Origin of the sequence: Pseudomonas sp. UBA6323, from assembly GCF_002439135.1 — a bacterium.
GTDB lineage: Bacteria > Pseudomonadota > Gammaproteobacteria > Pseudomonadales > Pseudomonadaceae > Aquipseudomonas.
The window spans coordinates 1-21,535 of the sequence record NZ_DJSX01000105.1; the positions used below are offsets into that span (position 1 = coordinate 1).

The window sequence follows — 21,535 nt, forward strand, 5'->3', positions numbered from 1 at the left end:
CATCCGCCGCTTCGGCGCGGGACGCGAATCGGGGTTCATATAGCACCGCGCCAGGGCCAGCCTGATCCCGCTGGCCGTACTGCCGTGGGTGACTTACCTGGCACTGCCGGTCAGCGTGAACCCGCTGCTGATCCTGCTGCCCAGCGCCGCACTGCTCGGCGTGGCGGTGTGCATTGCGGCGGCGACATTCAAGAAGTACCTGTAAGAACGCGCGAATGGCGTATAGGAGTAACCTCCTTGCGGTCGTGGCCGTGATCGCTTTTCAGCGGCGCCTGCTTCGCCCCGGCCATGGCAGTTCTCCCGTCAGTTCAGCCAAGCCTCCATCGTCTTCGACACGTGCGCCGAAGCGGTTCACCTCAACTTCCGGCAAATCGTCGCTGTCGAACCATAGCAAGGAGATGGTGGTATCGGTGCGCTGGTAATGTCTTGAAAGTTCCCAGAGGTCAAGGCCCTTTTCCCAGTTGTCGAACCAGACGTCCTGTGAAACTTCCCCTGTATCAGTGGAGCTATTCCCTGAAGAGCGGATTCGGTGAGCCACGGAGCCTGCTGGAATGACCGACCTGGGAGGTATCCAGGCCCCAGCTTGCCGCAAGGCCGTTGAGCGTGCGGCATACCGCACCGCACCGCGCTCCATGGTGACGAATGCGCACGGCATGTCACTAAGACTGGCAAACCTTGACGCCGCTGCTGGGAATGATGTGCCGAACAAGTCGGCCATGTGTTGGATGAGATCCAGGGAGGGCTCTTCCTTGGGAACAGCGGAGAGCCATTGCTGATAGGGCATCAGCAGTTCAGCGGCAAACGTGTCGCAGGCGATCTCGTTCGGATGTCGCTTTGCATAGGACCATGACGGCACCTCGTCGTGACTTGATTCCAAGCCGAGCACGATATGAGCTATTTCGTGGCAGACAGTGAAGCGCTGGCGCTCTTCTGTTTCCAGCGAATTCACCGTGATGATGTGCTTCCCGTTCGGCTTGGTAACGGTATAGCCGGACTCCCCATCGCCAAGTTCATCCTTCTTGACCTTGGCGTTAGCCGCGGTCACATACGGGGACAGGTCTTCTCGGATGTTCGAAACATCGACTCTCGCGACAAACGCGCGCGCTCTCTGCCTGACATCCGCCTCGTCCATGTTCAGTCGTCCTCGTCGTCGTCGTCGAAGGCCTTCTTGATTCGGGCGATGAGCGTCGCGGGATCAGGCCTTGCATTTCCCCGATGCCTGACTCCAGCCGCGGCCGAAAAAACATCGATGCTGATCGAGGGATCTTGTAGCACGAATTCAACAAGGCTTGGATCAGCATCTGCGTGGTCAACCAGCCACATCACGAGTGCGGAATCTCTTTCCCCCGGCTTGAGAACCTTCAATAGCTTCTCAACCAAGTCTTGGGATGGGTTTGTCTTCTCGCCTGTTTCGAGACGGTGGACATAAGCATGATCAACTGACGATAGCTGGCCGATCTCACGCAGTGAAAGGGTTCTGCGTTCGCGTAGCGTCTTGAGGGCGACGCCTAGGCCTGTTTGCGGCATGAGTTCTGATCCTTGCGGTTGCGGGAAGAAGGGCCAAGCCCTCTGTTGCCCCTCCACATCCGGTTGATGTTCAAAGGCGCACACCGCACGCCCAGTTGCACCGGCGCACGCGCTCTGATACATTGTTGTCCAGCCAGACAACAGATGTAGGTTTTACGCCTGCTCCAGGTTGGATTGGCTCGGCCTTCCTGTTGTCTGCGTGAGCAACGAATTGTGCTACAGCGGGCGGCCGTTGACAACCTAGCCGAGCGGCTGGGACTTCGATAGTTCCACTGTAGGAGAGTCATCATGGCAGGCAAGAATCAGCATGTTGTTCCTCATCAGGACGGTTGGGCCGTGAAGGGAGCCGGCAATCAGCGGGCGACCTCCGTGCACGACACGCAGCAACAGGCCATTGACGCAGCGAGGGGTATCGCACGCAACCAGCAGTCCGAACTCGTCATCCATCGTCCGGATGGCCGTATCTGTGAAAAGGACAGCCACGGCAACGACTCCTTCCCGCCGAAGGGCTGAAGTGCCATGACGGGCATCCCTACCTACCATGTGCTCGCCCTGTCAGGGGGCGGTTATCGCGGCCTGTACACCGCCACGGTTCTCGCCGAACTCGAAACCGTGCTGGGCCGTCCGATCGCTTCGCACTTTGATCTGATTTGCGGCACATCGGCAGGAGGGATGCTGGCTTTGGGGCTGGCTGCGGAAATTCCGGCCTACGAACTCAAGGCACTGTTTGAAGAACAGGGCAGCCGCATCTTTGGCTGCCGCAGCCTGCCGCGGCGGCTTCTGGGATTCTGGCTGACTGCAAAGCATGACTCAGCGGGATTGAAAGAGGTACTGACCGAGCGCTTCCAAGGGACCACGATAGGCGACCTGAAGCATCGTGTTCTTGTGCCGGCAGTCAACTACTCGACGGGACGCGGGCAGTTCTTCAAGACACCGCACCATCCGTCCTTTGAGCTGGATCACCGCATGAAGGTCGTTGATGTGGCGTTGGCGACAGCCGCCGCGCCCGTCTACTTTCCTCTGGCGCGCAACGACCGCGGTGTCTTCGCGGATGGGGGGCTGGTGGGCAACGCCCCGGGCCTGTTCGGGTTGCACGAAGTCAAGACGTTCCTGGCGCCGAAGCAGGATGCGCTGGTTCGGGTCCTCGCCATCGGCACGATGACCATCGGTGCGACCGTTCGTGGCGGCGCCAGCCTCGACCGCGGATTCGGCAAGTGGCGCGGGGGACTCTTCGATCTCGTGATCTCCGCCCAGGAGTCGTCGGTGGACTACATGCTGCGGCAGGCGTTGGGCAACAACTACTTCCAGATCGACGACAAGGCGACGCCGGATCAAAGCAAGGACGTGAAGGCGCTGGATCGGGTTTCCATTGGCGCCACGAATACGCTCAAGGATCGCGGCAACCACGCGGCGCAGCGTGCGCTCGGCGATCCTCTTTTCCAACCATTTCGAGCGCACCAGGCCGGCGCTCCCATCTTCTATCACGGCCCCAACAAGAATGTTCCGGAGGCCGCATGCTGAACTTGAGCCCACTCTTCTTCACCACCCTTGATGACGAATCCTGCATGCACGACGAGCTGGATCTGACGCCTGGGCAGCGAGCCTGGATCGCCAGCGCACGCACTGACGTCAGGGACTGCCTGCGCACAGGCATCCCCCGCGTGCTTAGGGCAAACGGATACACGGAAGACGTGCCGCAGCCGCGCTTCTTCACGCAAGGGTCGTGGGCATACAAGACGCTGAACGCCCCGGCACAACACCCTCAGCAGGCGGATGTCGATGATGGCTGCTATCTGCCAATGAGTTTCGTCTCGCAGACGAAGCGTCCCAGCACTGCGGCGACGGTGTTCTTTGCCGCTGCGGAAGAAGCATTGAAGCCGCTGGTCGAGGAAAGGCGGTGGAAGCTTGTCACCGACAAGCCGACCTGCATCCGCATCGTCATTGCTGCGTATGCTCACATTGATATTCCTCTGTACGCCATTCCCGACGAGGAATTTGTCACGCTCGCAAAGGCTTCGATGGAGCGATATGGCTACGACTCGCTGACGGAAGCGGTGAACATGGCAGAGCGCGATGCCTGGACCGCGCTGCCGGCTGACAAGGTTCTCCTGGCCCATCGTGAATGCAACTGGATGTCCTCTGACCCGAGGCCCGTGAAGGAATGGTTCCTGGGCGAAGTGGAAGCCAAGGGGGAGCAGTTCCGCCGCGTGGTTCGTTACTTGAAGGCGTTCCGCGATTGGAAGTGGTCCAGCGGAGGACCTGCCTCGATCCTGTTGATGGCCGCCGCGGCCCCGCTCTTTGAGAAACGCGATAGGCGCGACGACCTCGCTTTGCTGGATGTCGTCGCGGCACTGCCGGCCAGGTTGCGGGCGGGTGTGAACAACCCCGTGGATGAGTCTGAGTCGCTCACAGAGCGACTTGGCAAAGCGGGTGTCGAAGAAGCGGCAAAGGCATTCGAAGAGTTTGAGAAGGTGCTGCGCGGAGCCACCGACGCCGGCAGCCCTTCACAGGCCTGCATTTGGATGCAGGGCGAATTCGGCCCGCGCTTTCCGAACGAGCCGGATCGGGTCAAGGTGGTATCCGTTGCCGCCACCATTGCCGCAGCTCCCGCCACCGCCGGCCCGAGCGAACTTGTCGGGCGAACAAAGGCTGGATGAGCAGCGCCGCAGCGGTCGCAGACGTGATCGAGGCCTTCAAGCAGCGAGGCTTCGAGTTTGTCGGCAAGACGGATGACGGCTGGTTTAGGCTGCACGGGCGGTTGACACCGCCCCAAGCGGACAAGGGTTGCCCGTGCGAAGTCCAGCTCGACCCCACGTTCTTCGACTTGCCTCGCATCCGGCTGCTGGAAATCCCTCCTGAGCTGCCCGCAGCGGTTCCTCATCTTGGCGCAGATGGCGGGCTTTGCTATCTCGCCAAGGGCACCGTCGTTCTGGACATCTACGATCCTGTCGGACAGTCGCTGGCGTGCCTGCAACGCGCGGCCGTCGTGTTCGGGCAGATCGTGCAGGGGGAGATGATCGAAGACCTCGCGGAAGAGTTCTTCGCCTATTGGCACGGCTGGCATTGTTTCGTGGACATGCAAGGCGAGGATCTCGGGCGACAGAACGGCATAGTCGCGCAGGCCAATGGGTGCCCCTTGTGGTTCATCACCGACAACGAGGATCGAACAACTGAGAAGCTGAAGTCGCTCGGCTACCAAGTCACCGATAGAACGGTGCTGACTTACCGGGTAAAGACTGGTGCTCAACCGCGCCCCCTGACTAGCAATTGGCCTCCTGAAACAGTCGGGGATATCCTGGCGTGGCAGAGCACTCTTGACCCCCGGTGCCGGCGCAAGATTCACGAGCGTATCAAGGAGGGGGAGAGGAAGAAGGCCAACGGAGTTCTGATCGTCATCGAGTCTCCTCTGATGACCTATGGCTTTGCGGTTCTCTACGACCGCCAAAGTCCTGTCCAAAAGAGCAAGCTCGTAGATCGCAGGGATTCGAGCTATGGGTTGAAGGTGATGCCCATTTCGATGGTCAGAATTGACGATCGGTATCTTGCCCAGCGGAACATGCCGAACTCAAAGACGCTTGCAGGGAAGAACATCGCCGTCGTTGGATGCGGCACGATTGGCGGCTATCTGTCGGATATGCTCGTCAAGGCTGGGGCGGGGACATGCGGCGGAAAACTCACGTTGGTGGATTTCGACTGCCTTCTCCCGCAAAACATCGGGCGTCATCGCCTGGGATTTCCGGACCTGTTGTCTAACAAAGCCGAGGCTATGGCGAAGGAACTCAAGCGCTTGACGCCAGGCGCCGAGATTCGTGCGCTGCCCGTGGATGTCAGGCAGGCCCAATTGGGAGAGCTGGACCTGCTCATAGATGCCACCGGGGAAGAATCCCTCGGGCATTGGCTGTGCGGCCACTATCCGCCTCCGACTCCCATGCTTTCGGTCTGGATCGAGGGGCCGGGAACGGCTGTCCGTGCGCTCCTGAGGACGAAAGCATCTAATGCGTGCTATCGATGTCTTTGGCATAGCAACAGAAGAGGCGAGCTCCGTTCTACCATTGATCCTCTTCCTGCCATTTTGGCGGGGCATGGATGCGAGGGCTTGTACGTGCCATTCCCCGCTTCGGTGTCGGTGCACGCTGCCAGCCTGGGCGCTGAGATGACCCTTGATTGGGTCAACGGCGTCTATTCCCCCGCGTTGCGAACCAGGTTGATCGACCGCGCCCAGCAGCTTGCCACACCCGATTGCGATCCGCTGCGGGATCGTGAATGTCCCTTATGCAGTTCATGAGTTCTTGGGCGGCCGACGACAACAGAACGCTGCTGCATTTTTCGAAGTCCACGCTGGAGACCTTCCGCCAGCATGTCCAGGTCAGTGACTCTGACTGCGAAGCTGGGGGGCTGCTGCTCGGCTCGGTCCATGGGACTCACATGCTCATTGAGCAGGCAACGGTTCCTACGGCATGGGACAAACGGTTTCGCTACCTGTTCGAGAGAATGCCATTCGGCCACGATGCCATTGCACGGGCTCGATGGACGGCGAGCCAGGGAACCATCCGCTATTTGGGCGAATGGCACACCCATCCGGAAGACAACCCCAGCCCGTCGGGCCTCGATAGATCGGAGTGGAACCGTCTGTCGGCCAAGCGTCGGGATAAGCGACCAACGCTCGCTGTCATTGTTGGCCGAAATGCCCTGTATATTGAGTTGGTGCCAGGCTCAGGCCAAGGATCAGTATTCTCCCCTGTGGAATAGCGGCACACAAACCAATGTCGTCGCAGCGTGCCACCTTCGTCGGGCTGGTGGACGGCCTGGTGCGCCGGGACATCCGCCGCTTCGGCGCGGGACGCGAATCGGGGTTCATCTATCACCGCGCCAGGGCCAGCCTGATCCCGCTGGCCGTACTGCCGTGGGTGACTTACCTGGCACTGCCGGTCAGCGTGAACCCGCTGCTGATCCTGCTGCCCAGCGCCGCACTGCTCGGCGTGGCGGTGTGCATCGCGGCGGCGACGTTCAAGAAGTATCTGTAAGATCAGTACACCCGCATGCGCCGAAGTATGTAGGTGGCTTCGTCATCTGCGGTTCTAACCCTCCCACAAGTCATCGGGGCCGAGATAACTCAGATCGAGCTGGCCGCTATTCAGAGCGACAGTCGCTCGCACAAGACCGCGCCGATTCGGGTTGAGCGGGTGCTGTAGCAGACCGATCGCGTGCCCGTCGGGCGCCAGCACCAGCGGCTGTCCGTTCCTATGAAAGAGGCTGACTGGTGTTCCGGGAGGCGCGGGTGCGGCGAACCACTGGACGTTTCCAAGATAATCCCATCGCGCCCAGGTCCGATTGTCTGACGGGGCGAACTCCTGGATGAATTCGAGCCATATGGCCCGCGTCTCGGCCGTTGGCCAGTTGGGTTGCGCCGACCAGACCGCGAGGCCGGGTGAGCGCAGCCACGCGCGCAATTCCGCGCCAGTCGTGAAGGTGGCGGCCGTGTCGGTGACGGCTTTTATGGCCGCCAGTCGGGAATTGAAACCCGCCTGGATCAGAATCGAGGCGGAGCGGTTCATCGTCCCCGTTTCGACAGCCGGCACAGCCAGGCCGAGCTCATAGTCGTCCAACGCCAGTGCGAACATGCCGACGACATCACCATTGGCGGCGGCACGGACGCGTAAGGCCTCCATGGCCCAAGGCAGGCGATAAACCAGGCCACCCTCAATAAACGGCAATGCCTCAGCTTCCTGTCCGGCGACGATCGCTGCCAACGGCTGCCCGAGCAGCCAGCATCTGAGGATGTCGCGCCAATTCGCCGGGAATGGATCCGGCTCAAACGGGTAGAAGGCGAACACGCGTTCGGCGATGCCGGTGATCGCAGCGATTGCCGCCTCATGGTCCGATGCTGCGAGGGCTGCGTTGGCCTGTATGAGAAGGTCGTTTGCCTCAGCCGCAATTGCGTCCAGCGCATGTCCAGCTTCGAGGCCGAGCCCGGCCAGAAAGTAGCCGCGTCGTGTAGCGGCAGTCGAATTCGCCCAGATATACCGGCTCCGCGTGAGCAGCGTGGCGCGATAGGCGGCGCGTGATGCGTCGTCGACGTGAAGCAGGCGACGCTGCCAGAGCGAAGATTGAAGGATGTTGTCGAGCGCGGCCTCGATCTGGTCATCGGGCACGTCGGCCTCGCCTATGAGGCTGAGAATGGCGGTGTCGAGCGTCGCCATATGACGCTCCCACTCTTTCAGCGCCCGCTCGCGCTTGTCGGCCTTCTCGCCGGCGACCTCGGGGAAGGTCCATGCCGCGGCGTTGTTGACGACGTAGTCCATTAGCTGATCGAGATTGCCGCCAAGCCGTGCATGCATGCGCATGAGAAGCGAAAGGATGAGCTGAATGAGCCCGCTCTCCATCTCGCGGGCGCCAAGATCCTCGATCAACGCGACCCATTCGTCATGCTTCTTGTTCCTCGAATCCTGGAAAATGGGAAAGAGAACTAGCCCTTCAACATCGACATAGGCGCGGCCGGCGCGCCCGATGACATTCTTGAATTCAGAGACCTTGATCTTCTCGCCGTGGCGATAGAGCGAATGCATAACGACCGCCGTGGCCGACAGGTTGAGGCCCTGAGCCAGCGTCGGCGATGAGATCGTTACCTTGAGCACGCTGTCGCGCAGCAGTCGCTCGACTTCTTTGCGATAGGCGGTCGGCAAGGCCCCATGGTGAAGCGCCACGCCAAGCCGCAGACATTTGAGGATGTCGCTGTCCGGCCCAAGCCATTCTTCGCCGAGCGCGATAGCGGTTTGGAGTGTGGCGGGGTCAACCGTTAGCAGGGACGCGAGCGCGCCGCGCGAGTGCAAGTCGACGACAACCTTGGCGAACGGCTCGACGCTTCGGCGCTCGGGGCAGTAGATCAGCACCGTCTGGCCATCGCTGACGAGCCGCCACGCCGTTGCAAGGCTCAATTCCTGTTGGCTGTCCGGAAAGAGCCGAGTGCGTAATTTCTTCGGCGGTACGAACAGCGGCGGCGCCGCGCCGGTAAGGAAGCGAGGCACGAAGGGTCTTTCATCGCCGACGCGAAGATTGAGACGCGCCGTTGGCGAGTTCCAGGTTACCTCGCCAAACCGCAGGCGCGTAGGTCGCCAGTCGTTCTTGATCGGGCCTCCGGGCTGGTCGCGACGCAGCCATGCCGAGAAGTCCTCGAGTTGATCTCCGTCAGGAAGGATCGCCGACAGGCAAACGATCCGGCGTTGACCGGCGTCTTGGCGGCGCAGGAGGCGCTGAATCTGAACCTCGTATCGAACCTCGCGTTCCCCAGGTCCGATCATGTGGCCTTCGTCGAACACGAGCAAGCCGACATCGTCGAGGAGCGACGGATCGTTCCTCAACGCGAAGTCAAGTTTCTCAGGGGTCGCGACGACGATGTCACGCTCGCGGATAGCGTCCTCATCGAAGCCGGATACGCCAATGCTGCCGTAGAGCGCGGAGATGGTCTTGCCGAGTGGACCGAAGGTGCGCTGGAGCGTGGTTTCCGTCTGCGCCGACAGAGCGCGAAGCGGTGTCACGAACATAACTCGCTGGCCACCAGCCAAGCACCGCAGAATTGACAATTCGGCAATCCGGGTCTTGCCGGCGCTGGTCGGCAGCGAGACAACGAGATTGTCGGTCTGATCGACGGCGCGCGACGCCGCCTCGGTCTGCGAAGGCCACAGGTCGACCTCGGCTCTCGGGCGGCGAGCGAGCAGGGCGATGAAGAGCTCGCGAAGGCCGGGCCATGACGCCGCGGCGCCACCGGCGGGGAGTAGCGGGAACTTCTCGTGGAAAGTGTTCGACCAGAGGTCGGAGAGCAGATGGATGGCGACCCGATGCACCCACCATTGCGGCAGAAGGTTCAATTCCGCGCAGATGTCGAGGTTTTCCCGAAGCTGCGCGATCGCCCGGTCGACTAGGGCTCTCTCGCCGCGATCCAGCGCGAGCAGGAATGTCGCGAATGCGCCGAAGAAGGCATCGGTCAGGGCGAGATCGAGGCCCTCGAAGAGGAAGTCCTGACCATCGCGCTCCGGCGCGTCGGCGGCGACAGGCTCCACAAGTCGTTGTTGGAATAGCGCTGCAATGGTCGCGTCCGATCCTCGACCATCCAGGCGGAAGGCGTACACGCGTGCGCGCAGCTCGTTGACGTCTCGGCGCATCAACAGCGCGAGCGCCTGTTCGATCGGGGAGAAATTCTCCTCGGCGGCCACGATCGCAAGGAGGGAATAGGCTCGGGCAGACAGGTGTGCGAGGTGATAGCTGGCCGCCGCCATGACGAAATGGAAATCGCGGTCTGCTTCGTCGCGGTTGCCCTTGGCCATAACCGCTTCGAGGGCGGTCGCCGCCTGTTCGAATGCGATCCGTGCCTGGTTCGGGTCGCCATCGAGTTCGAGGAGGCGCAGCCCCAGCCCAAGCAAGCCATAGGCGTAACTGTGGAGATCGAAGCTGAGCTGCGGCGAGAAGGCGGGCGCGCCAGGGGGCAGAACACCGTCACGCCAGATCATGGCGCGCGCCTGGCCTCGCGCGATGAGCCTGCCGCGAAAGCCTGCCGTCGCCGCGTCCGTGATGGCGGCTGTGATCGCGTCAGGGGTGGTTGGCATCGGCTATGACCCGATCGTAGACGGCCCCAACAAAGGCGGCATGGCCGTCGACGTGCAGACCGATACCCAATTGTTCGAATGAACCAGGATAGGCCTGCAGCGCCTGTGTCAGCAGCGCTTGCGGGGAGTTCCCGGAGAAGGTGAAGAGGAGATGTTTCACGCTCTCGGGCGGAATACCGTGCCGATAGAGCGCCTCGTCGATGGGGTCGACGAGCGGCGCGTCGGTGCCCAGCTCCATCAGTCTGGCTGAGATAAAGGACAATGCATGCGACGAGGGAAGGCCGCCATCCTTATCCAGGCCGGTCCGCGCCTCCTCCAGCGTTTGGGCGCGCAGGTCGATGCGGCTCTTGGCCTCTGTCTTCAGGAAGCGGAGGCGCTGTGTTGCCGGGTCGAGAAGCATGCCGATGACGTCGTCGCCGCGCATCGCCATGTTGCGGTGATCCTTCCAGCGCAGCCGTTTGATGGGGGCGCGATAGCCGCTGTGCGCGTCGATCCATTCCGTAGCGTAGATCTCGCCGAGATCGCCCGATCGGATCTGCGGCGTTTGCGGGAGAAGATTGGTGATCATCTGCGCGGCAGCGACCTTGCCCAGCCTCGCAAGCGCTGCGGCGATGCGTTCCTCGGCGGCGTAGTGGGCGGGGACGGCCGTGGCCGTCACCTGGATGCCGGTCGCAGCGTCCGCCGGCCGGCCCGTCATGACCCGAACGTGATGATTTCCCAGGGGCGTGTCCGCTGAGTCGCACCAATCGTTGAACTGCACCATGCGCCTCCTCCTCAGCTCGGGAAGAGGTCGCGAACGCGAAGAAAGGGCGTGCCGGTTTCGGCTGCCCTGCGCACCTTCCGTTCAAGAACTTGGTTGAGCGGTATCTCGCGATCGAGCAGATCATAGAGATCGAGACCGTCCATACAGATGACGCGCTTGCCTCGGCCAAAGGCGACGAGGCCGTCATCGGAGAAGCCGCTGTTGCTCACGAACAGGCCTCGCGTCCAGGCGGCCTTCTGTTCAATCTTGCCGTGGAACGTGTGCAAATCGGCGACGCCAATTGGCAGACCATGCCATTTGGCTTCCAGCAGATAGGTCTCGCTGCCGAGCTGGAAGCTGCCGTCGATTTGCTCACCGCAAAGGCGGAACGGTTCCTGGGCGGCCAAACCGAATGCGTCGAACAGGCCCTTGAGGAATCCCTCGAAGGCAAAGCCGCGTGCCTGTGCGCTGAGCGAGGAGACCCTCAGCAGCTCGGCTTTTATGGTGGCGATCTTCTGACGATCGACAACGGGTTGGGGCTGGGTTGGCTTCGGAGCCGCACCGCCGGAGAGACGATTGATCAAGCCTTGATAGCGCGACTGCGCATCGATTACCGGGTCCTTGCCGCCGCTGCGGGCAAGATAGTCGGAGCGGTACTCCCAGAGGGCCGTAAGCACGCGAACGGCAGTGGCATCGTCGCAGTTTTGCAGGAAATAGCGCAGCCGTTTCCCCTTGGAGCCGCCGTTCGCCGCGTATTTGGGATCGTCAATATTGACCTTCAGCTCCAAGGCGAAAAAATCCGCGAAGCTCGTGTCGGAAAAGTCGAGCACGAACCCAGGACCACGAACGAAGTCAACGAGGTCATCTACAAAGCGCAGGTCGATGGATCGTATTGAGCTAATAAACTGTCCTCCCCCACGGACGATCATTGGTCTACTACTCCGCCTTCACCAGCTTCGCAGCCTTGGGATCGTAGATGTACCCGGTGATGCTGCCATCCTTGATGCGCGCCACGGCCTCGTCGATCACGAACAGCGGAACGAGAAACCATTCCTCAGGCTGCACAGGGTGACCGAAGCGGTCGTTGATGGTGATGTTCAACCGCGCGGGCGCGAACAGCCTGTGGAACAGGTTCTCCATCCGAGTGCGGTTGATGCCCGCGAGCTTGTAGGTCGCCACCACTTCGACCTTCGCCAGCAGGTAGGTGGAGTCGTGTTCGGCGTTGGCAATGCGCGTCTCCACCCTGCCCCCCGTCACGCCCATCTTGTGAATGATGTCGCGGTGCTGCGCGACATAGGGATGATCCGAGAGGGAGCGCAGGACGTAGATCGTGCCGCTTTCGACATCATCGGCCTCAAGCTCACCGCCGAAAGAGAGTTGCCCGCTCTCGGGCGAGGCCAGCCGCCGCGCGGCGGGGTCGTTGTAGAACGCTCGCTGGAGCGAGCGCAGCAGCAGATTGCTTTCGGTGCCGTTGGAGAAGATGAGGCGCAGGCGGCGGTCCACTTCCCCGGCGGTGGTCTTCAACGGCTCGCCGACCTCGGCGACGTAGAGAGTAAGGCCATCGAGAACGAAAAAGTCCCCGACTTCAATCGCACGGCGGCCCGCTTCGATGGGCTGGGACTGGCGCATACCGGTTTTGACTTCCGTTTGCACGCGCTCGAACGAGGGCCGGAAGGTCTCGAAGTCCTCGCAGGGCTTGCGATCCGCGATCTCCTCGGCGGCGCGCTTTTCGGCGCTGGTACGGACATGGCGCAAGACCGTGATGTCGTCCGCGCCGGCAACATCCGCCAGTTCGGCAGCCAGGTCGTCGATGTCGACAGTTTCGTCCGCCGAAGCGGCAACGGTCGGTGCCCCAGCAAGCAAGCCCTGATGGTCTAGCGGCTCAAGCAAGGCGCGGCAATCCGGGAGCGCGCGTAGACGGTCGAGCCGCACGGCATATAGGCGCTCGAATATGTCGCGGTCTTCGCCATGCTGCGGCGCACGCCCGTGCTGCTCTGTGAAGCGTTGGATTTCCTCGAAGCCAGCAATGACACGCTCCTCGCTGGCTGGGCGGCCATTTTTCTTCTCAGCCGGAGCGAACTCGGCAAGCTCCGCAGCGAGTTCGTCAAGATCAGAGTTACTCATAGCGTCCCTCCGCCTTGAAGCGCATGAAGGCGACGGCGCCTTCGGCCATGCGTCGCTCCCAGGCATCCTGAGAATCGAGCGCCGGAATACGGCCGCGCTCCTTCTTGAACTGGACGGCGCGAACGGCCATCTCCTTCGCCTCGTCCGGCGTCAGGCTTGTGCGTTTTGCCGAGATGGCCGCCGCGACCTGCTTCAAGCTGTCCTCGCTCATGGTCTTGGCAAGGATGGCGTAGGCTTCCCCGAAGGGGTTGATGCGGTCGATCAGGTCGATGTCCAACTCGCGCACGTCCATCGCGAAGCGGCGCACGCCGTCGATCAGGGCGGTGTTGGGCGACCCATCGCTCTCGCCTTCGGTGATGAGCCGCTTGGCCTGCTGCGTGAGGTTGAGGGCGGCGATGGCGTGCTGGCGCACGGCCTCCTGATCTTCGGCGTCGAGCTCGGGATACTTGTCCTTGATGATCTTGCCCATGCGAACCTGCGTCAGCTCCTCGGGCACCAGCTCCTCATCGAACAGGCCGCGCTCGATGGTGGGCTTGTCCTGCACGAAGGCCGCGATGACTTCGTTCAGGTCTTCCTGACAAATTCGCGCCGCCTCCTTGCTCTTGGGCTCGGCGATGCCCTTGATCTCGATTTGATACGCCCCTGTCTGCTCATTGACACCGACATTGCAGCGGTCAGAGTCATAGCCAGCCTCGCCGTAGTTAAAACCCGGCGTCGGGCCACTGTCGGGGTTCTTGGGCTTGAACTCGAAGCGCGGAGCAAGAACCTGCTCCATCAGCAGGCTGGCCGCGATGGCCTTCAACGTATCGTTGACGGCCTCGGTGACAGCTTCCTCGGCCGCATCCGGCTCGGCGATCAGGTTGGTGAACCTTGCGCGGGTCTTGCCGGGCGCGTCGCGGGTAGCTCGACCGATGATCTGCACGATCTCGGTCAGGCTGGCGCGGTAGCCCACGGTCAGCGCATGTTCGCACCAAATCCAATCGAAGCCTTCCTTCGCCATGCCCAGCGCAATGATGATGTCCACATGGTCCCGGTTGTTCTTCTGTGCCGGGTCTTTGAGCGCGGCGGACACGCGGTCGCGCTTGGCGGCGTCGTCATCGACGAGATCAGCGATCCGCAGCACCCGGCCATCGGGACGCTTGACACGCTGGAAGCCGGTCGCAAGGTCGATGCCTTGCCATTCACCCAGCGTCTCGATGATGTGCTCCACTTCCCGCATCTTGTCCTTCGTGCTCTCGCGCGAATTGACGTTCGGGATGTGAATGATGGTCTTCTCGGCCGGGTCGAGGACGTTGAGGATGTCATCGACGTAAGGCCCGCTGTAGAAAAAGTAGCCGATGTCGAGCTGCTTGAGGTACTCGTAGCCGTTGAGCTGCTCGTAGTAGGTGTAGGTGACGGTATCGAACTTCGACTCATCCTGCGGCGCGAGCACGGCCTCGGCGTCGCCTCGGAAGTAGGAGCCGGTCATGGCAACGATGTGCGTCTTGCCCCGCGCGAAGAACTGCCCGAGGTGCAAGCCGAGCTTGTTATCCGGGTTGGCCGAAACGTGGTGGAACTCATCGACCGCAATCAGTCGGTCGTCGAACGCCTCCACGCCATAGGCATCGACCGCGAAGCGGAAGGTCGCGTGGGTGCAGACCAGCACCTTGTCCTCGCCTTCGAGGAACGCGCCCAGCGACTTGACCTTGCCGCCGTTGTCGTTGCCCGGCGCGTTGCACAGGTTCCACTTCGGCTCGACGTGCCAGTCAGCCCAGAAGCCGTATTTCGACAGCGGCTCGTCATTAAAGCTGGCTCCGATGGACTTCTCGGGCACGACGATGATTGCCTGCTTCAAGCCTTGGTTCTTGAGCTTGTCGAGTGCCACGAACATCAGCGCACGGCTCTTGCCCGATGCGGGTGGCGACTTGATGAGCAGGTATTGCTCGCCCCGCTTCTCGTAGGCCCGCTCCTGCATGGGCCGCATCCCAAGAGCATTGGCCTTGGTCGATGCGCCGTTTCGGGCGTAGGTGACGGAAACGGACGGTACGGACTTGATCTTGTCGCTCATGCGTTGGCTCCCGCTTTGCGCTTCTTGCCCTTGGCCGGTGCAGCCGAAGCGGTCATCTTGGTATAGAGGTCAAACAGCCTTTCCAGCCGCTCGGTGTCGTTCTTGAAGCGACGGCCTATGTAGATGCGCTCCAGCACTTCGTCGTTGCGCTCATGCGCCGCCCGCAGGTCGGCGGGCATGTTCTCGGGGTCGTACAGGTCCGCGATGGTCGCGGGGAAGTGATGCTCCCGCGCCAGCAGGATGTCCTCCGCGCAGCGCGTGAGGTCAGCCTTGTTTTTCTCGGTCAGTGTCGGCACCGGGAACGTGTTCCAGCCGAGGGTATTGGAATACGAAAAATCCGTCCTCATCCGAACGCAAACTGTGCCAATCCACACCCAATGCAATCGAGAAGCTATTAACGCCATATTCCATAGCGGGGCATTGTAAAGAACGAAATTTCTTTCGCTTACGATGATATTTCCACCTGTAATCCCCACAGGAAGAAAATCTCGGTTCTCCGACGATACGCGAGGAACGACAATGGCGGCACCATCACGGTGTGGCGCAAAAACGAAGCGGTGAGGCGTACTTACATTGTCTCGCGCCTGTTTTCCACCCGATGCTCTTGCTTCACGCACTCTTTCTATTCGCTCACGCACCGGCTTACACAGCATGGCGTCAGAAAGTTCTGCATCTTCAATCCAAATGCAATACTTAGACGCACCATTGATAAATTCCTTAGAGCCAATAAATGGTTTGACGAAGCGAGTTGCAGTAGGATGTTCAGCCCGTAGCAACTCCGCCTGATTGGACGTAAGCACAAGGTGACCGCCGTCATTCGGCATATTCCCCCGGAGCATCTTCGCACGCTCGTCGGGGACTGCGGAAACTGACTCTACGGCGATATTAGGACCGGGCACCAGATATGGGCCAATGTTGTCGACCAGGCGAACAACATCCGAGCCGGAAGAGTCAGGGGAAATAAGTATTCTCTTCGCGGGCGCCGAGTTCGAAAGACCAACAATTACGACCGTCACGCCTGCATTATGACTAGCGAGGTTTGCCCATTTAAAACTCGCATGGGCAAATACGATCTCGTGTTGCGCTTGAAAAATGAGCGGCCAAAGAATCGGAACTTGCTCCCCTTGGCATATTGAATTCGTGGCAACGAATGCTGAAATCGTTTTGGTACGACTTCCATACAACACGGACTTGAAGAACCAGCCAGCAACGTAGTCCAGAGACTTCCAGTCTTTCGTATATGCTTAAAATATCGCCCTAAGCTCGGCCTTCTGTTTTTCGGACTGCAAAACAGACCCAAGGTACGGGGGGTTCCCACAGATGTAAGTCTCTCCACCTTCGTTCTGGAAGTCGATCTCAGCCTGATCAAGCGGCGTTCCGAACAGGTCATCCGCTCTCAACTTCACGCTGGTCCCGGTCGGTGGGCAAACAGATAACCAGTCCAGCTCCAGCGCGTTGCCACAGGTGATCCAGTTCTCGTTGCGCAGGGGCAGGAACTCGGCCAGGGCCAGCTTTTGACCCCGATACAGCACATCGCACTGGTACTCAGCGATGACCAGCGCAAGGCGGGCGATCTCCGCCGGGAAATCACGTAGCTCGATCCCTCGGAAGTTTGTGAGCGGAATTTCCGATGCGCGATCCGACTCCCCCCTCCGCCGGTTGATCTCGGCCTCGATGGCGCGCATTTCCTTGTAAGCGATGACCAGGAAATTGCCCGAACCGCAGGCCGGGTCGAAAACTCTGATCCTGGCGATGCGCTTGCGCAGGTTAAGCAAGGTTCGGGGGTTATCGCCCGCCTCTTCCAGCCTGGAACGCAAGTCGTCGAGGAACAGTGGGTTCAACACCTTCAGAATGTTGGGAACGCTCGTGTAGTGCATCCCCAACTCGCCGCGCTCCTCGTCCTCGGCAACGGCCTGGATCATCGAACCGAAGATGTCGGGGTTGATCTTGGTCCAGTCGAGGCCACCGACGTGCAGCAAGTAGGATCGAGCGATCTTGCTGAATCGCGGCACCTCGTCGCTACCAGAGAACAACTGGCCGTTGACGTAGGGAAAGTCGTCGATATTGGCCCAACGGGGAAGCCCGGCCGCCGCCCGATCCTCACGCTTGGTGTTCATGGTGCGGAACAGCGTGGCGATGACCTCGTGCGTATTGGCCGAATCCCCCGCACTCATCCGCGCGACGGTCTCAGTGAACTTGCCCCTGCCGCCAAAGATATCGGTGTCCTCGGCGAAGAAGCAGAAGATCAGCCGCGCCATGAGTTTGTTCATGTCGTGGCGGCGCTCCGCCGTGCCCCATTCAGGGTTGTCTTTCAACAGTTCGACGTACAGGCGATTCAGGCGGCTGGTGGCCCGGATGTCGAAGGCGTTTTCACTGATCTGGCGGACAGTGCTGATGCCCGCCAGCGGTAGGAAGAAGCCGAAATGGTCGGGAAAGTCCTTGAAGGCACAGGCGACGGTCTCGCCGCTGGTCAGGTCTTCGGCCTCGAAGTCCGCGCCGTCCGTGGCGAGGATGAACTTCGCCTTGGCCTTTGCCGTCGCTGGGCTGGCCTTGAGGGCGGCCAGCGTCTGCGGCACCCGCCCTACGTCGCAGGTCAGGATGTGGATGTTGCTGGTCTGGAGAACGCCGCCGAGGTCGGACTTGTTCGACGCCCCCGCGCGCAGGCGCTTGATGGTTGTCGCCTTGTTGCCGAAGGCTTCAAGGAAGGCGTAGGGGAACTCTGCGGAGTCAAAGGGCTGCTCCGCAAGGTCTGTGATGGCCTGTTCGATTTCTACGGCATTCATGGGCGTGTAGCCCCCCCTCTGGGCGAGGTCGCCAGGTTGTTGTCGTTTTGCGGGGCACTCATGTCTTGTCCTGCGTTTTCTCGGCTATCTGCGCGGCAATCCAGCGATCCAACTCGCTGCGACGAAAACGCCAGGTGCCTCCGAGCTTGAACGCCGGAATCTCTCCTTTCTGGGCAAGGCGATAGACCGTCCGTTTGCCGGCTTTGAGGTAGGCCGCGACTTCCTCCAGTGTGAGGATCTCGCTTTCGACTTCATTCATCTGAAAACCATCTGGTTTGGTCTTTCGTGACTTTGGATTGCCAAGTTTGCCCAATTCTACCAAAGGGTGGTAGGCGCTAGCCAGCAAGAAATCCACTAGGCATTGCGCGAATGTCGGCCAGCGCGACCAACAAATCCGGTCATGCCGTAGTTCCCATTCCCTGAGGCGCAAAGCGAGAGCGCGCCACAGCATCTGGCAATCCGCTTTAACGGGGAATGGCACGATGGGACAGACCAACCACCGCAGATCAGCATGGCCTGCGCTTGCCATGGTGTTGGCTGTGTCGTTCTCGGCGCTGCAGCCTGCCGTCGTCGCCGACGGCGTCGCCATGGAGCGTGAGCAGCTCGCCGTGCTCGCCCGCCAGCTCGACCTGATCGACCGCCTCGCCGAGCACGCCGCCGGTACCGCTCCGCAGGAACGCGCCCGCTACCACTTCGACTACGCCCGATTGCGTGCCGACCTGAAGCGCGTTCGCGCCGGCCTGCAGGACTACCTCGTGCCCCAGCGCGCCCAGCCGCGCGATCCCGTCCCGTTGGCCGGCGATTACGTCCGCCGCGACCGCGCCGACGACGAGGAGCTGTCGCCATGACGCCCTCTGCCGATCAGGTCGCCGCCTTCCAGGCCAACGGCGGCTTTGCGCCTTCGGCCGTCTCTGCCGTGGTGCTCGCTTTCGTGTTCGCCGTGTTGCTGCTGTGGGGCGTGTGGGCCATGCGCACCGCCTACGTCGGCTGGGCCGAGCACCGCATCACCGAACGTCAGTTCCTCGCCGTCGTCGTGCGCTTCGTGGCGATGTACCTGGTGCTGACCTTCTTTCTCCTCTCCTGACCGTCACGAAGGGCCATACGCCATGAACACGCCAACGACATCCCATCGCATTCCGTCCCGCATCGCCGCTCCGCTGCTGCCGCTGGCGCTCGCGGGCCTGCCGCTGTCGGCCTTCGCGCAGGGCCTGCCGACCATGGAAGACCCATCGCGCGGCCAGGGCAGCGGCATCCTGCAGACCTTGCAGAACTACGGCTACGACATCGTGCTGCTGATCGCGCTGCTCGTGGTCGCCTCAATGTTCGTCGGCGTCTGCTATCACGCCTACACGCGCTACTCGGAGATCCACACCGGCCGCGCCACCTGGGGACAGTTCGGCCTGACGGTCGCCGTGGGCGCGATCCTCCTGGTGGTCGGCATCTGGCTGCTCACCAAGGCCACCGGCGTGCTGTGAGGGCGGCAAGCGATGGCCGTCCCTTCGGAGACCCCGCAAGACACGCTGGTGACCTTCCTGCCGCATCGGCTGAACCGCCAGCCGGTGGTCGTGCGCGGGCTGACCGCCGACGAGTTGTGGATCTGCACCGGCCTGTCGGCCGCCGCCGGGTTCGCGCTCGGCCTGCCGCTGGCCTGGCTCACGCACAGCATCGCCGTGGTGCCCACGCTGATCGTCGCCGGTATCGCGCTGGGCGTCTTCGTCGGCGGCGGCTTCCTGCGCGCGCAGAAGCGCGGCCGGCCCGACACCTGGCTGTACCGGCAGCTCCAGTGGCGGCTGGCATTGCGGCACCCGGCGCTGGCAGCGCTCCTGGGCGGCCAGCGCCTCATCACCCGCTCGGGCTACTGGACTACCCGGCGCAATGCCGATCGAGGTACGCCATGAGCCGTTTCAAGAACGAGGTTGCGCACCTGCAGGCGCACGTGAAGACGTTGCGTCTGGGGGCCGGCGCGTTGTTCGTGGTGGCGCTGCTGCTCGGCTTCGGCTGGTGGAGTGCGCCGAAGAGTCTGACCATCCATGTGCCGCCGGACCTGCGCTCGGGCAGCACGCGCAAGTGGTGGGACGTGCCGCCCGAGAGCGTGTATGCCTTCTCGTTCTACATCTGGCAGCAGGTACAGCGCTGGCCCACGAACGGCGAAGAAGACTATCCGCGCAACCTGCGCGCGCTGTCGGCCTACCTGACGCCGAGCTGCCGGGCCTTCCTGCAGCAGGACTACGAGTACCGGCGTGCCAGTGGCGAGCTGCGTCAGCGCGTGCGCGGCATCTACGAGATTCCCGGCCGCGGCTACGGCGATGATCCGGCCACGCGCGTCAAGGTGGTCTCCGACCGCGATTGGATCGTCACGCTCGACGTGAGCGCGGACGAATACTACGGCTCCGAGCAGGTCAAGCGCGCCCTGGTGCGCTACCCCATCAAGGTCGTCCGGCTGGACATCGACCCCGAGCACAACCCCTTCGGCCTGGCGCTGGACTGCTACGCCAGCGCACCCCAGCGCATCGAACCGCCGCCGACGCCGACCCAGGCCGGCGTGCCCGCCAATGCCTCCGGCCATCTGCAGGGAGACTCCCCATGAAGCCCGTTAACTGGTCGGCCCTGGCCGGCGTCCTGCTGATCCTCGGTTTCGTGCCGGCCAGCCAGGCCGTGGAAATCCTGCGTTGGGAGCGCCTGCCCCTGCCGGTGCCGCTGGTGGTCGGCCAGGAGCGCGTGGTCTTCATCGACCGCAATGTGCGCGTCGGCGTGCCGGCCAGCGTCGGCGACCACCTGCGCGTGCAGAGTGCGGGCGGCGCGATCTACCTGCGGGCGAGCGAGCCGATTCCGCCCACGCGGCTGCAACTGCAGGACGTGGAATCCGGCGCGCTGATCCTGCTCGACATCGCCGCCGAGCCGGCGAAGGACGGCCAGGCGCCGCTGGAGCCGGTGCGCATCGTGGAAGCGGAAGCCCCCGCGAAGCGCTACGGCGGCGGTGCAGCAAGCGGCGCGGACGAGCAGGCCGATGCGCCCGCGGACAAACCCCTTCTCCGGCGCGAAACGCCGGTACCGGTCGTGCTGACGCGCCATGCCGCGCAGAGCCTGTACGCGCCGCTGCGCACCGTCGAGCCGGTCGCCGGCATCGGGCGCGTGAACCTGCGCCGTGGCCTCGCGCTGGACACCTTGCTGCCGACGCTGCCGGTGCACGCGCGGGCACTGGTCGCGTGGCGCCTGGAAGACCAGTGGGTGACGGCCGTGCGACTCACCAACACCTCGGCGCGCTGGCTCGACCTCGACCCGCGCGCCCTGCAGGGGAACTTCGTGGCGGCGACCTTCCAGCATCCGAACCTGGGGCCGGCCGGTACCCCGTCCGACACCACGGTGCTCTATCTGGTCACGCGCGGCCACGGCCTGGCCGAGTCGCTGCTGCCGGCGCTGAGCCCGATCGACGCCAGCGTGAACCTGCCGCCGGCCGCCGCGGCCGGCTCGACCGGAGGAGCGCGCGATGAAAAGTAATCCGCTGCTCAAGTGGCTGCTGATCCCGGTGGCGCTGCTGCTGGTGTTCGTCGGCATCAAGCTGTTCTCCGGCGCCCCCGGCGGCCAGCCCGCCCCCAAGGGCGCGGCCGGTACGCTCACGCCCGAGGAGATGAAAGCCCTGGGCATCGCAGGCGACACGCCGCGCGATACCGTCGCCACGCTGGTGGCCCAGGTGAAGCAGTTGCGCACCGAG

At 62.4% G+C, this 21,535-nt stretch carries 19 protein-coding genes and 4 pseudogenes; 14 read left to right on the top strand and 9 right to left on the bottom strand.

What is annotated here, in order from left to right; translation table 11 throughout:
- A pseudogene (locus B3P22_RS22995) lies at positions 1 to 205 on the top strand (DUF4400 domain-containing protein); the annotation flags it as partial.
- 57 nt (positions 206 to 262) lie between these two features.
- Here the strand turns inward: B3P22_RS22995 and B3P22_RS23000 are convergent.
- A complete protein-coding gene (locus tag B3P22_RS23000; RefSeq protein WP_017462927.1) occupies positions 263 to 1,132 on the bottom strand; it encodes an ImmA/IrrE family metallo-endopeptidase in 870 nt (289 codons plus the stop codon).
- 2 nt (positions 1,133 to 1,134) lie between these two features.
- Positions 1,135 to 1,527 carry a helix-turn-helix domain-containing protein gene (locus B3P22_RS23005; RefSeq protein ID WP_047350994.1) on the bottom strand — a complete coding sequence of 131 codons (393 nt, stop codon included), beginning with the start codon at positions 1,525 to 1,527 and terminating at the stop codon, positions 1,135 to 1,137.
- A 288-nt stretch (positions 1,528 to 1,815) separates the two neighbouring features.
- Between B3P22_RS23005 and B3P22_RS23010 the strand changes: the two genes are divergently transcribed.
- From B3P22_RS23010 to B3P22_RS23035, 6 genes and pseudogenes are all read left to right on the top strand, one after another.
- Positions 1,816 to 2,040, top strand: coding sequence for a DUF2188 domain-containing protein (locus B3P22_RS23010; RefSeq protein ID WP_071535671.1), 225 nt, complete (start codon positions 1,816 to 1,818; stop codon positions 2,038 to 2,040).
- A gap of 6 nt (positions 2,041 to 2,046) precedes the next feature.
- Positions 2,047 to 3,048 (top strand): CBASS cGAMP-activated phospholipase, encoded by a 1,002-nt coding sequence (locus B3P22_RS23015; protein ID WP_017462924.1) that lies wholly within the window; start codon positions 2,047 to 2,049, stop codon positions 3,046 to 3,048.
- Positions 3,042 to 4,184, top strand: a complete 1,143-nt coding sequence (locus B3P22_RS23020) for a CBASS cGAMP synthase (RefSeq protein ID WP_041106850.1) — start codon at positions 3,042 to 3,044, stop codon at positions 4,182 to 4,184. The genes B3P22_RS23015 and B3P22_RS23020 overlap by 7 nt, the downstream gene beginning before the upstream one ends.
- Positions 4,181 to 5,812 carry a ThiF family adenylyltransferase gene (locus B3P22_RS23025; RefSeq protein ID WP_121495117.1) on the top strand — a complete coding sequence of 544 codons (1,632 nt, stop codon included), beginning with the start codon at positions 4,181 to 4,183 and terminating at the stop codon, positions 5,810 to 5,812. The genes B3P22_RS23020 and B3P22_RS23025 overlap by 4 nt, the downstream gene beginning before the upstream one ends.
- Entirely contained in the window at positions 5,791 to 6,276 is a 486-nt protein-coding gene (locus B3P22_RS23030) for a Mov34/MPN/PAD-1 family protein (protein ID WP_235550044.1), read from the top strand. The genes B3P22_RS23025 and B3P22_RS23030 overlap by 22 nt, the downstream gene beginning before the upstream one ends.
- A gap of 29 nt (positions 6,277 to 6,305) precedes the next feature.
- Positions 6,306 to 6,551 (top strand): annotated as a pseudogene (locus B3P22_RS23035) (TIGR03747 family integrating conjugative element membrane protein); the annotation flags it as partial.
- A gap of 54 nt (positions 6,552 to 6,605) precedes the next feature.
- Here B3P22_RS23035 and B3P22_RS23040 read toward each other — a convergent pair.
- The 7 genes and pseudogenes from B3P22_RS23040 to mads1 form a co-directional block, all read right to left on the bottom strand.
- Positions 6,606 to 10,031: a DEAD/DEAH box helicase gene (locus B3P22_RS23040; RefSeq protein WP_262092941.1), complete on the bottom strand. Its 3,426-nt coding sequence runs from the start codon at positions 10,029 to 10,031 to the stop codon at positions 6,606 to 6,608.
- Between the two features lie 79 nt (positions 10,032 to 10,110).
- Positions 10,111 to 10,890, bottom strand: coding sequence for a Hachiman antiphage defense system protein HamA (locus B3P22_RS23045; RefSeq protein ID WP_121495116.1), 780 nt, complete (start codon positions 10,888 to 10,890; stop codon positions 10,111 to 10,113).
- 11 nt (positions 10,891 to 10,901) lie between these two features.
- Positions 10,902 to 11,798, bottom strand: coding sequence for a restriction endonuclease (locus B3P22_RS23050; RefSeq protein WP_162962000.1), 897 nt, complete (start codon positions 11,796 to 11,798; stop codon positions 10,902 to 10,904).
- Positions 11,799 to 11,805: 7 nt separating this feature from the next.
- Positions 11,806 to 12,993 (bottom strand): GIY-YIG nuclease family protein, encoded by a 1,188-nt coding sequence (locus B3P22_RS23055; protein ID WP_058159112.1) that lies wholly within the window; start codon positions 12,991 to 12,993, stop codon positions 11,806 to 11,808.
- Entirely contained in the window at positions 12,986 to 15,040 is a 2,055-nt protein-coding gene (locus B3P22_RS23060; RefSeq protein WP_121495115.1) for a DEAD/DEAH box helicase, read from the bottom strand. The genes B3P22_RS23055 and B3P22_RS23060 overlap by 8 nt, the downstream gene beginning before the upstream one ends.
- Positions 15,037 to 17,823, bottom strand: a pseudogene (locus B3P22_RS23065) (class I SAM-dependent DNA methyltransferase). The gene B3P22_RS23060 and the pseudogene B3P22_RS23065 overlap by 4 nt, the downstream one beginning before the upstream one ends.
- A 58-nt stretch (positions 17,824 to 17,881) precedes the next feature.
- The gene (gene mads1 / locus B3P22_RS23070; protein ID WP_033936127.1) at positions 17,882 to 18,082 is read right to left on the bottom strand and encodes a methylation-associated defense system helix-turn-helix domain-containing protein MAD1; all 201 of its coding nucleotides are present in this window, start codon (positions 18,080 to 18,082) and stop codon (positions 17,882 to 17,884) included.
- Between the two features lie 223 nt (positions 18,083 to 18,305).
- On the opposite strand from mads1, the gene B3P22_RS23075 reads away from it, so the two are divergent.
- From B3P22_RS23075 to B3P22_RS23105, 7 genes and pseudogenes are all read left to right on the top strand, one after another.
- Positions 18,306 to 18,671 carry an RAQPRD family integrative conjugative element protein gene (locus tag B3P22_RS23075; RefSeq protein ID WP_262092942.1) on the top strand — a complete coding sequence of 122 codons (366 nt, stop codon included), beginning with the start codon at positions 18,306 to 18,308 and terminating at the stop codon, positions 18,669 to 18,671.
- Positions 18,668 to 18,907 (top strand): TIGR03758 family integrating conjugative element protein, encoded by a 240-nt coding sequence (locus tag B3P22_RS23080; protein ID WP_003140997.1) that lies wholly within the window; start codon positions 18,668 to 18,670, stop codon positions 18,905 to 18,907. The genes B3P22_RS23075 and B3P22_RS23080 overlap by 4 nt, the downstream gene beginning before the upstream one ends.
- Positions 18,908 to 18,929: 22 nt before the next feature.
- A complete protein-coding gene (locus B3P22_RS23085) occupies positions 18,930 to 19,298 on the top strand; it encodes a TIGR03745 family integrating conjugative element membrane protein (protein ID WP_003294215.1) in 369 nt (122 codons plus the stop codon).
- Between the two features lie 12 nt (positions 19,299 to 19,310).
- Complete coding sequence (locus tag B3P22_RS23090; RefSeq protein WP_003294216.1) at positions 19,311 to 19,721, top strand: TIGR03750 family conjugal transfer protein; 411 nt, start codon at positions 19,311 to 19,313, stop codon at positions 19,719 to 19,721.
- Positions 19,718 to 20,410 (top strand): PFL_4703 family integrating conjugative element protein, encoded by a 693-nt coding sequence (locus tag B3P22_RS23095; RefSeq protein ID WP_296272703.1) that lies wholly within the window; start codon positions 19,718 to 19,720, stop codon positions 20,408 to 20,410. The genes B3P22_RS23090 and B3P22_RS23095 overlap by 4 nt, the downstream gene beginning before the upstream one ends.
- A complete protein-coding gene (locus B3P22_RS23100; protein ID WP_296272706.1) occupies positions 20,407 to 21,321 on the top strand; it encodes a TIGR03749 family integrating conjugative element protein in 915 nt (304 codons plus the stop codon). The genes B3P22_RS23095 and B3P22_RS23100 overlap by 4 nt, the downstream gene beginning before the upstream one ends.
- Positions 21,311 to 21,535 (top strand): annotated as a pseudogene (locus tag B3P22_RS23105) (TIGR03752 family integrating conjugative element protein); the annotation flags it as partial. The gene B3P22_RS23100 and the pseudogene B3P22_RS23105, both read left to right, overlap by 11 nt.

What these genes read in the sequence shown, in the direction of transcription:
- mads1 (WP_033936127.1), bottom strand. Translation starts at nt 18,082, where the DNA reads ATGAATGAAGTCGAAAGCGAGATCCTCACACTGGAGGAAGTCGCGGCC.
- B3P22_RS23005 (WP_047350994.1), bottom strand. Translation starts at nt 1,527, where the DNA reads ATGCCGCAAACAGGCCTAGGCGTCGCCCTCAAGACGCTACGCGAACGC.
- B3P22_RS23085 (WP_003294215.1), top strand. Translation starts at nt 18,930, where the DNA reads ATGAACACGCCAACGACATCCCATCGCATTCCGTCCCGCATCGCCGCT.
- B3P22_RS23095 (WP_296272703.1), top strand. Translation starts at nt 19,718, where the DNA reads ATGAGCCGTTTCAAGAACGAGGTTGCGCACCTGCAGGCGCACGTGAAG.
- B3P22_RS23020 (WP_041106850.1), top strand. Translation starts at nt 3,042, where the DNA reads ATGCTGAACTTGAGCCCACTCTTCTTCACCACCCTTGATGACGAATCC.
- B3P22_RS23045 (WP_121495116.1), bottom strand. Translation starts at nt 10,890, where the DNA reads ATGGTGCAGTTCAACGATTGGTGCGACTCAGCGGACACGCCCCTGGGA.
- B3P22_RS23000 (WP_017462927.1), bottom strand. Translation starts at nt 1,132, where the DNA reads ATGGACGAGGCGGATGTCAGGCAGAGAGCGCGCGCGTTTGTCGCGAGA.
- B3P22_RS23050 (WP_162962000.1), bottom strand. Translation starts at nt 11,798, where the DNA reads ATGATCGTCCGTGGGGGAGGACAGTTTATTAGCTCAATACGATCCATC.
- B3P22_RS23060 (WP_121495115.1), bottom strand. Translation starts at nt 15,040, where the DNA reads ATGAGCGACAAGATCAAGTCCGTACCGTCCGTTTCCGTCACCTACGCC.
- B3P22_RS23015 (WP_017462924.1), top strand. Translation starts at nt 2,047, where the DNA reads ATGACGGGCATCCCTACCTACCATGTGCTCGCCCTGTCAGGGGGCGGT.
- B3P22_RS23090 (WP_003294216.1), top strand. Translation starts at nt 19,311, where the DNA reads ATGGCCGTCCCTTCGGAGACCCCGCAAGACACGCTGGTGACCTTCCTG.
- B3P22_RS23030 (WP_235550044.1), top strand. Translation starts at nt 5,791, where the DNA reads ATGTCCCTTATGCAGTTCATGAGTTCTTGGGCGGCCGACGACAACAGA.
- B3P22_RS23040 (WP_262092941.1), bottom strand. Translation starts at nt 10,031, where the DNA reads ATGATCTGGCGTGACGGTGTTCTGCCCCCTGGCGCGCCCGCCTTCTCG.
- B3P22_RS23025 (WP_121495117.1), top strand. Translation starts at nt 4,181, where the DNA reads ATGAGCAGCGCCGCAGCGGTCGCAGACGTGATCGAGGCCTTCAAGCAG.
- B3P22_RS23010 (WP_071535671.1), top strand. Translation starts at nt 1,816, where the DNA reads ATGGCAGGCAAGAATCAGCATGTTGTTCCTCATCAGGACGGTTGGGCC.
- B3P22_RS23080 (WP_003140997.1), top strand. Translation starts at nt 18,668, where the DNA reads ATGACGCCCTCTGCCGATCAGGTCGCCGCCTTCCAGGCCAACGGCGGC.
- B3P22_RS23100 (WP_296272706.1), top strand. Translation starts at nt 20,407, where the DNA reads ATGAAGCCCGTTAACTGGTCGGCCCTGGCCGGCGTCCTGCTGATCCTC.
- B3P22_RS23075 (WP_262092942.1), top strand. Translation starts at nt 18,306, where the DNA reads ATGGGACAGACCAACCACCGCAGATCAGCATGGCCTGCGCTTGCCATG.
- B3P22_RS23055 (WP_058159112.1), bottom strand. Translation starts at nt 12,993, where the DNA reads ATGAGTAACTCTGATCTTGACGAACTCGCTGCGGAGCTTGCCGAGTTC.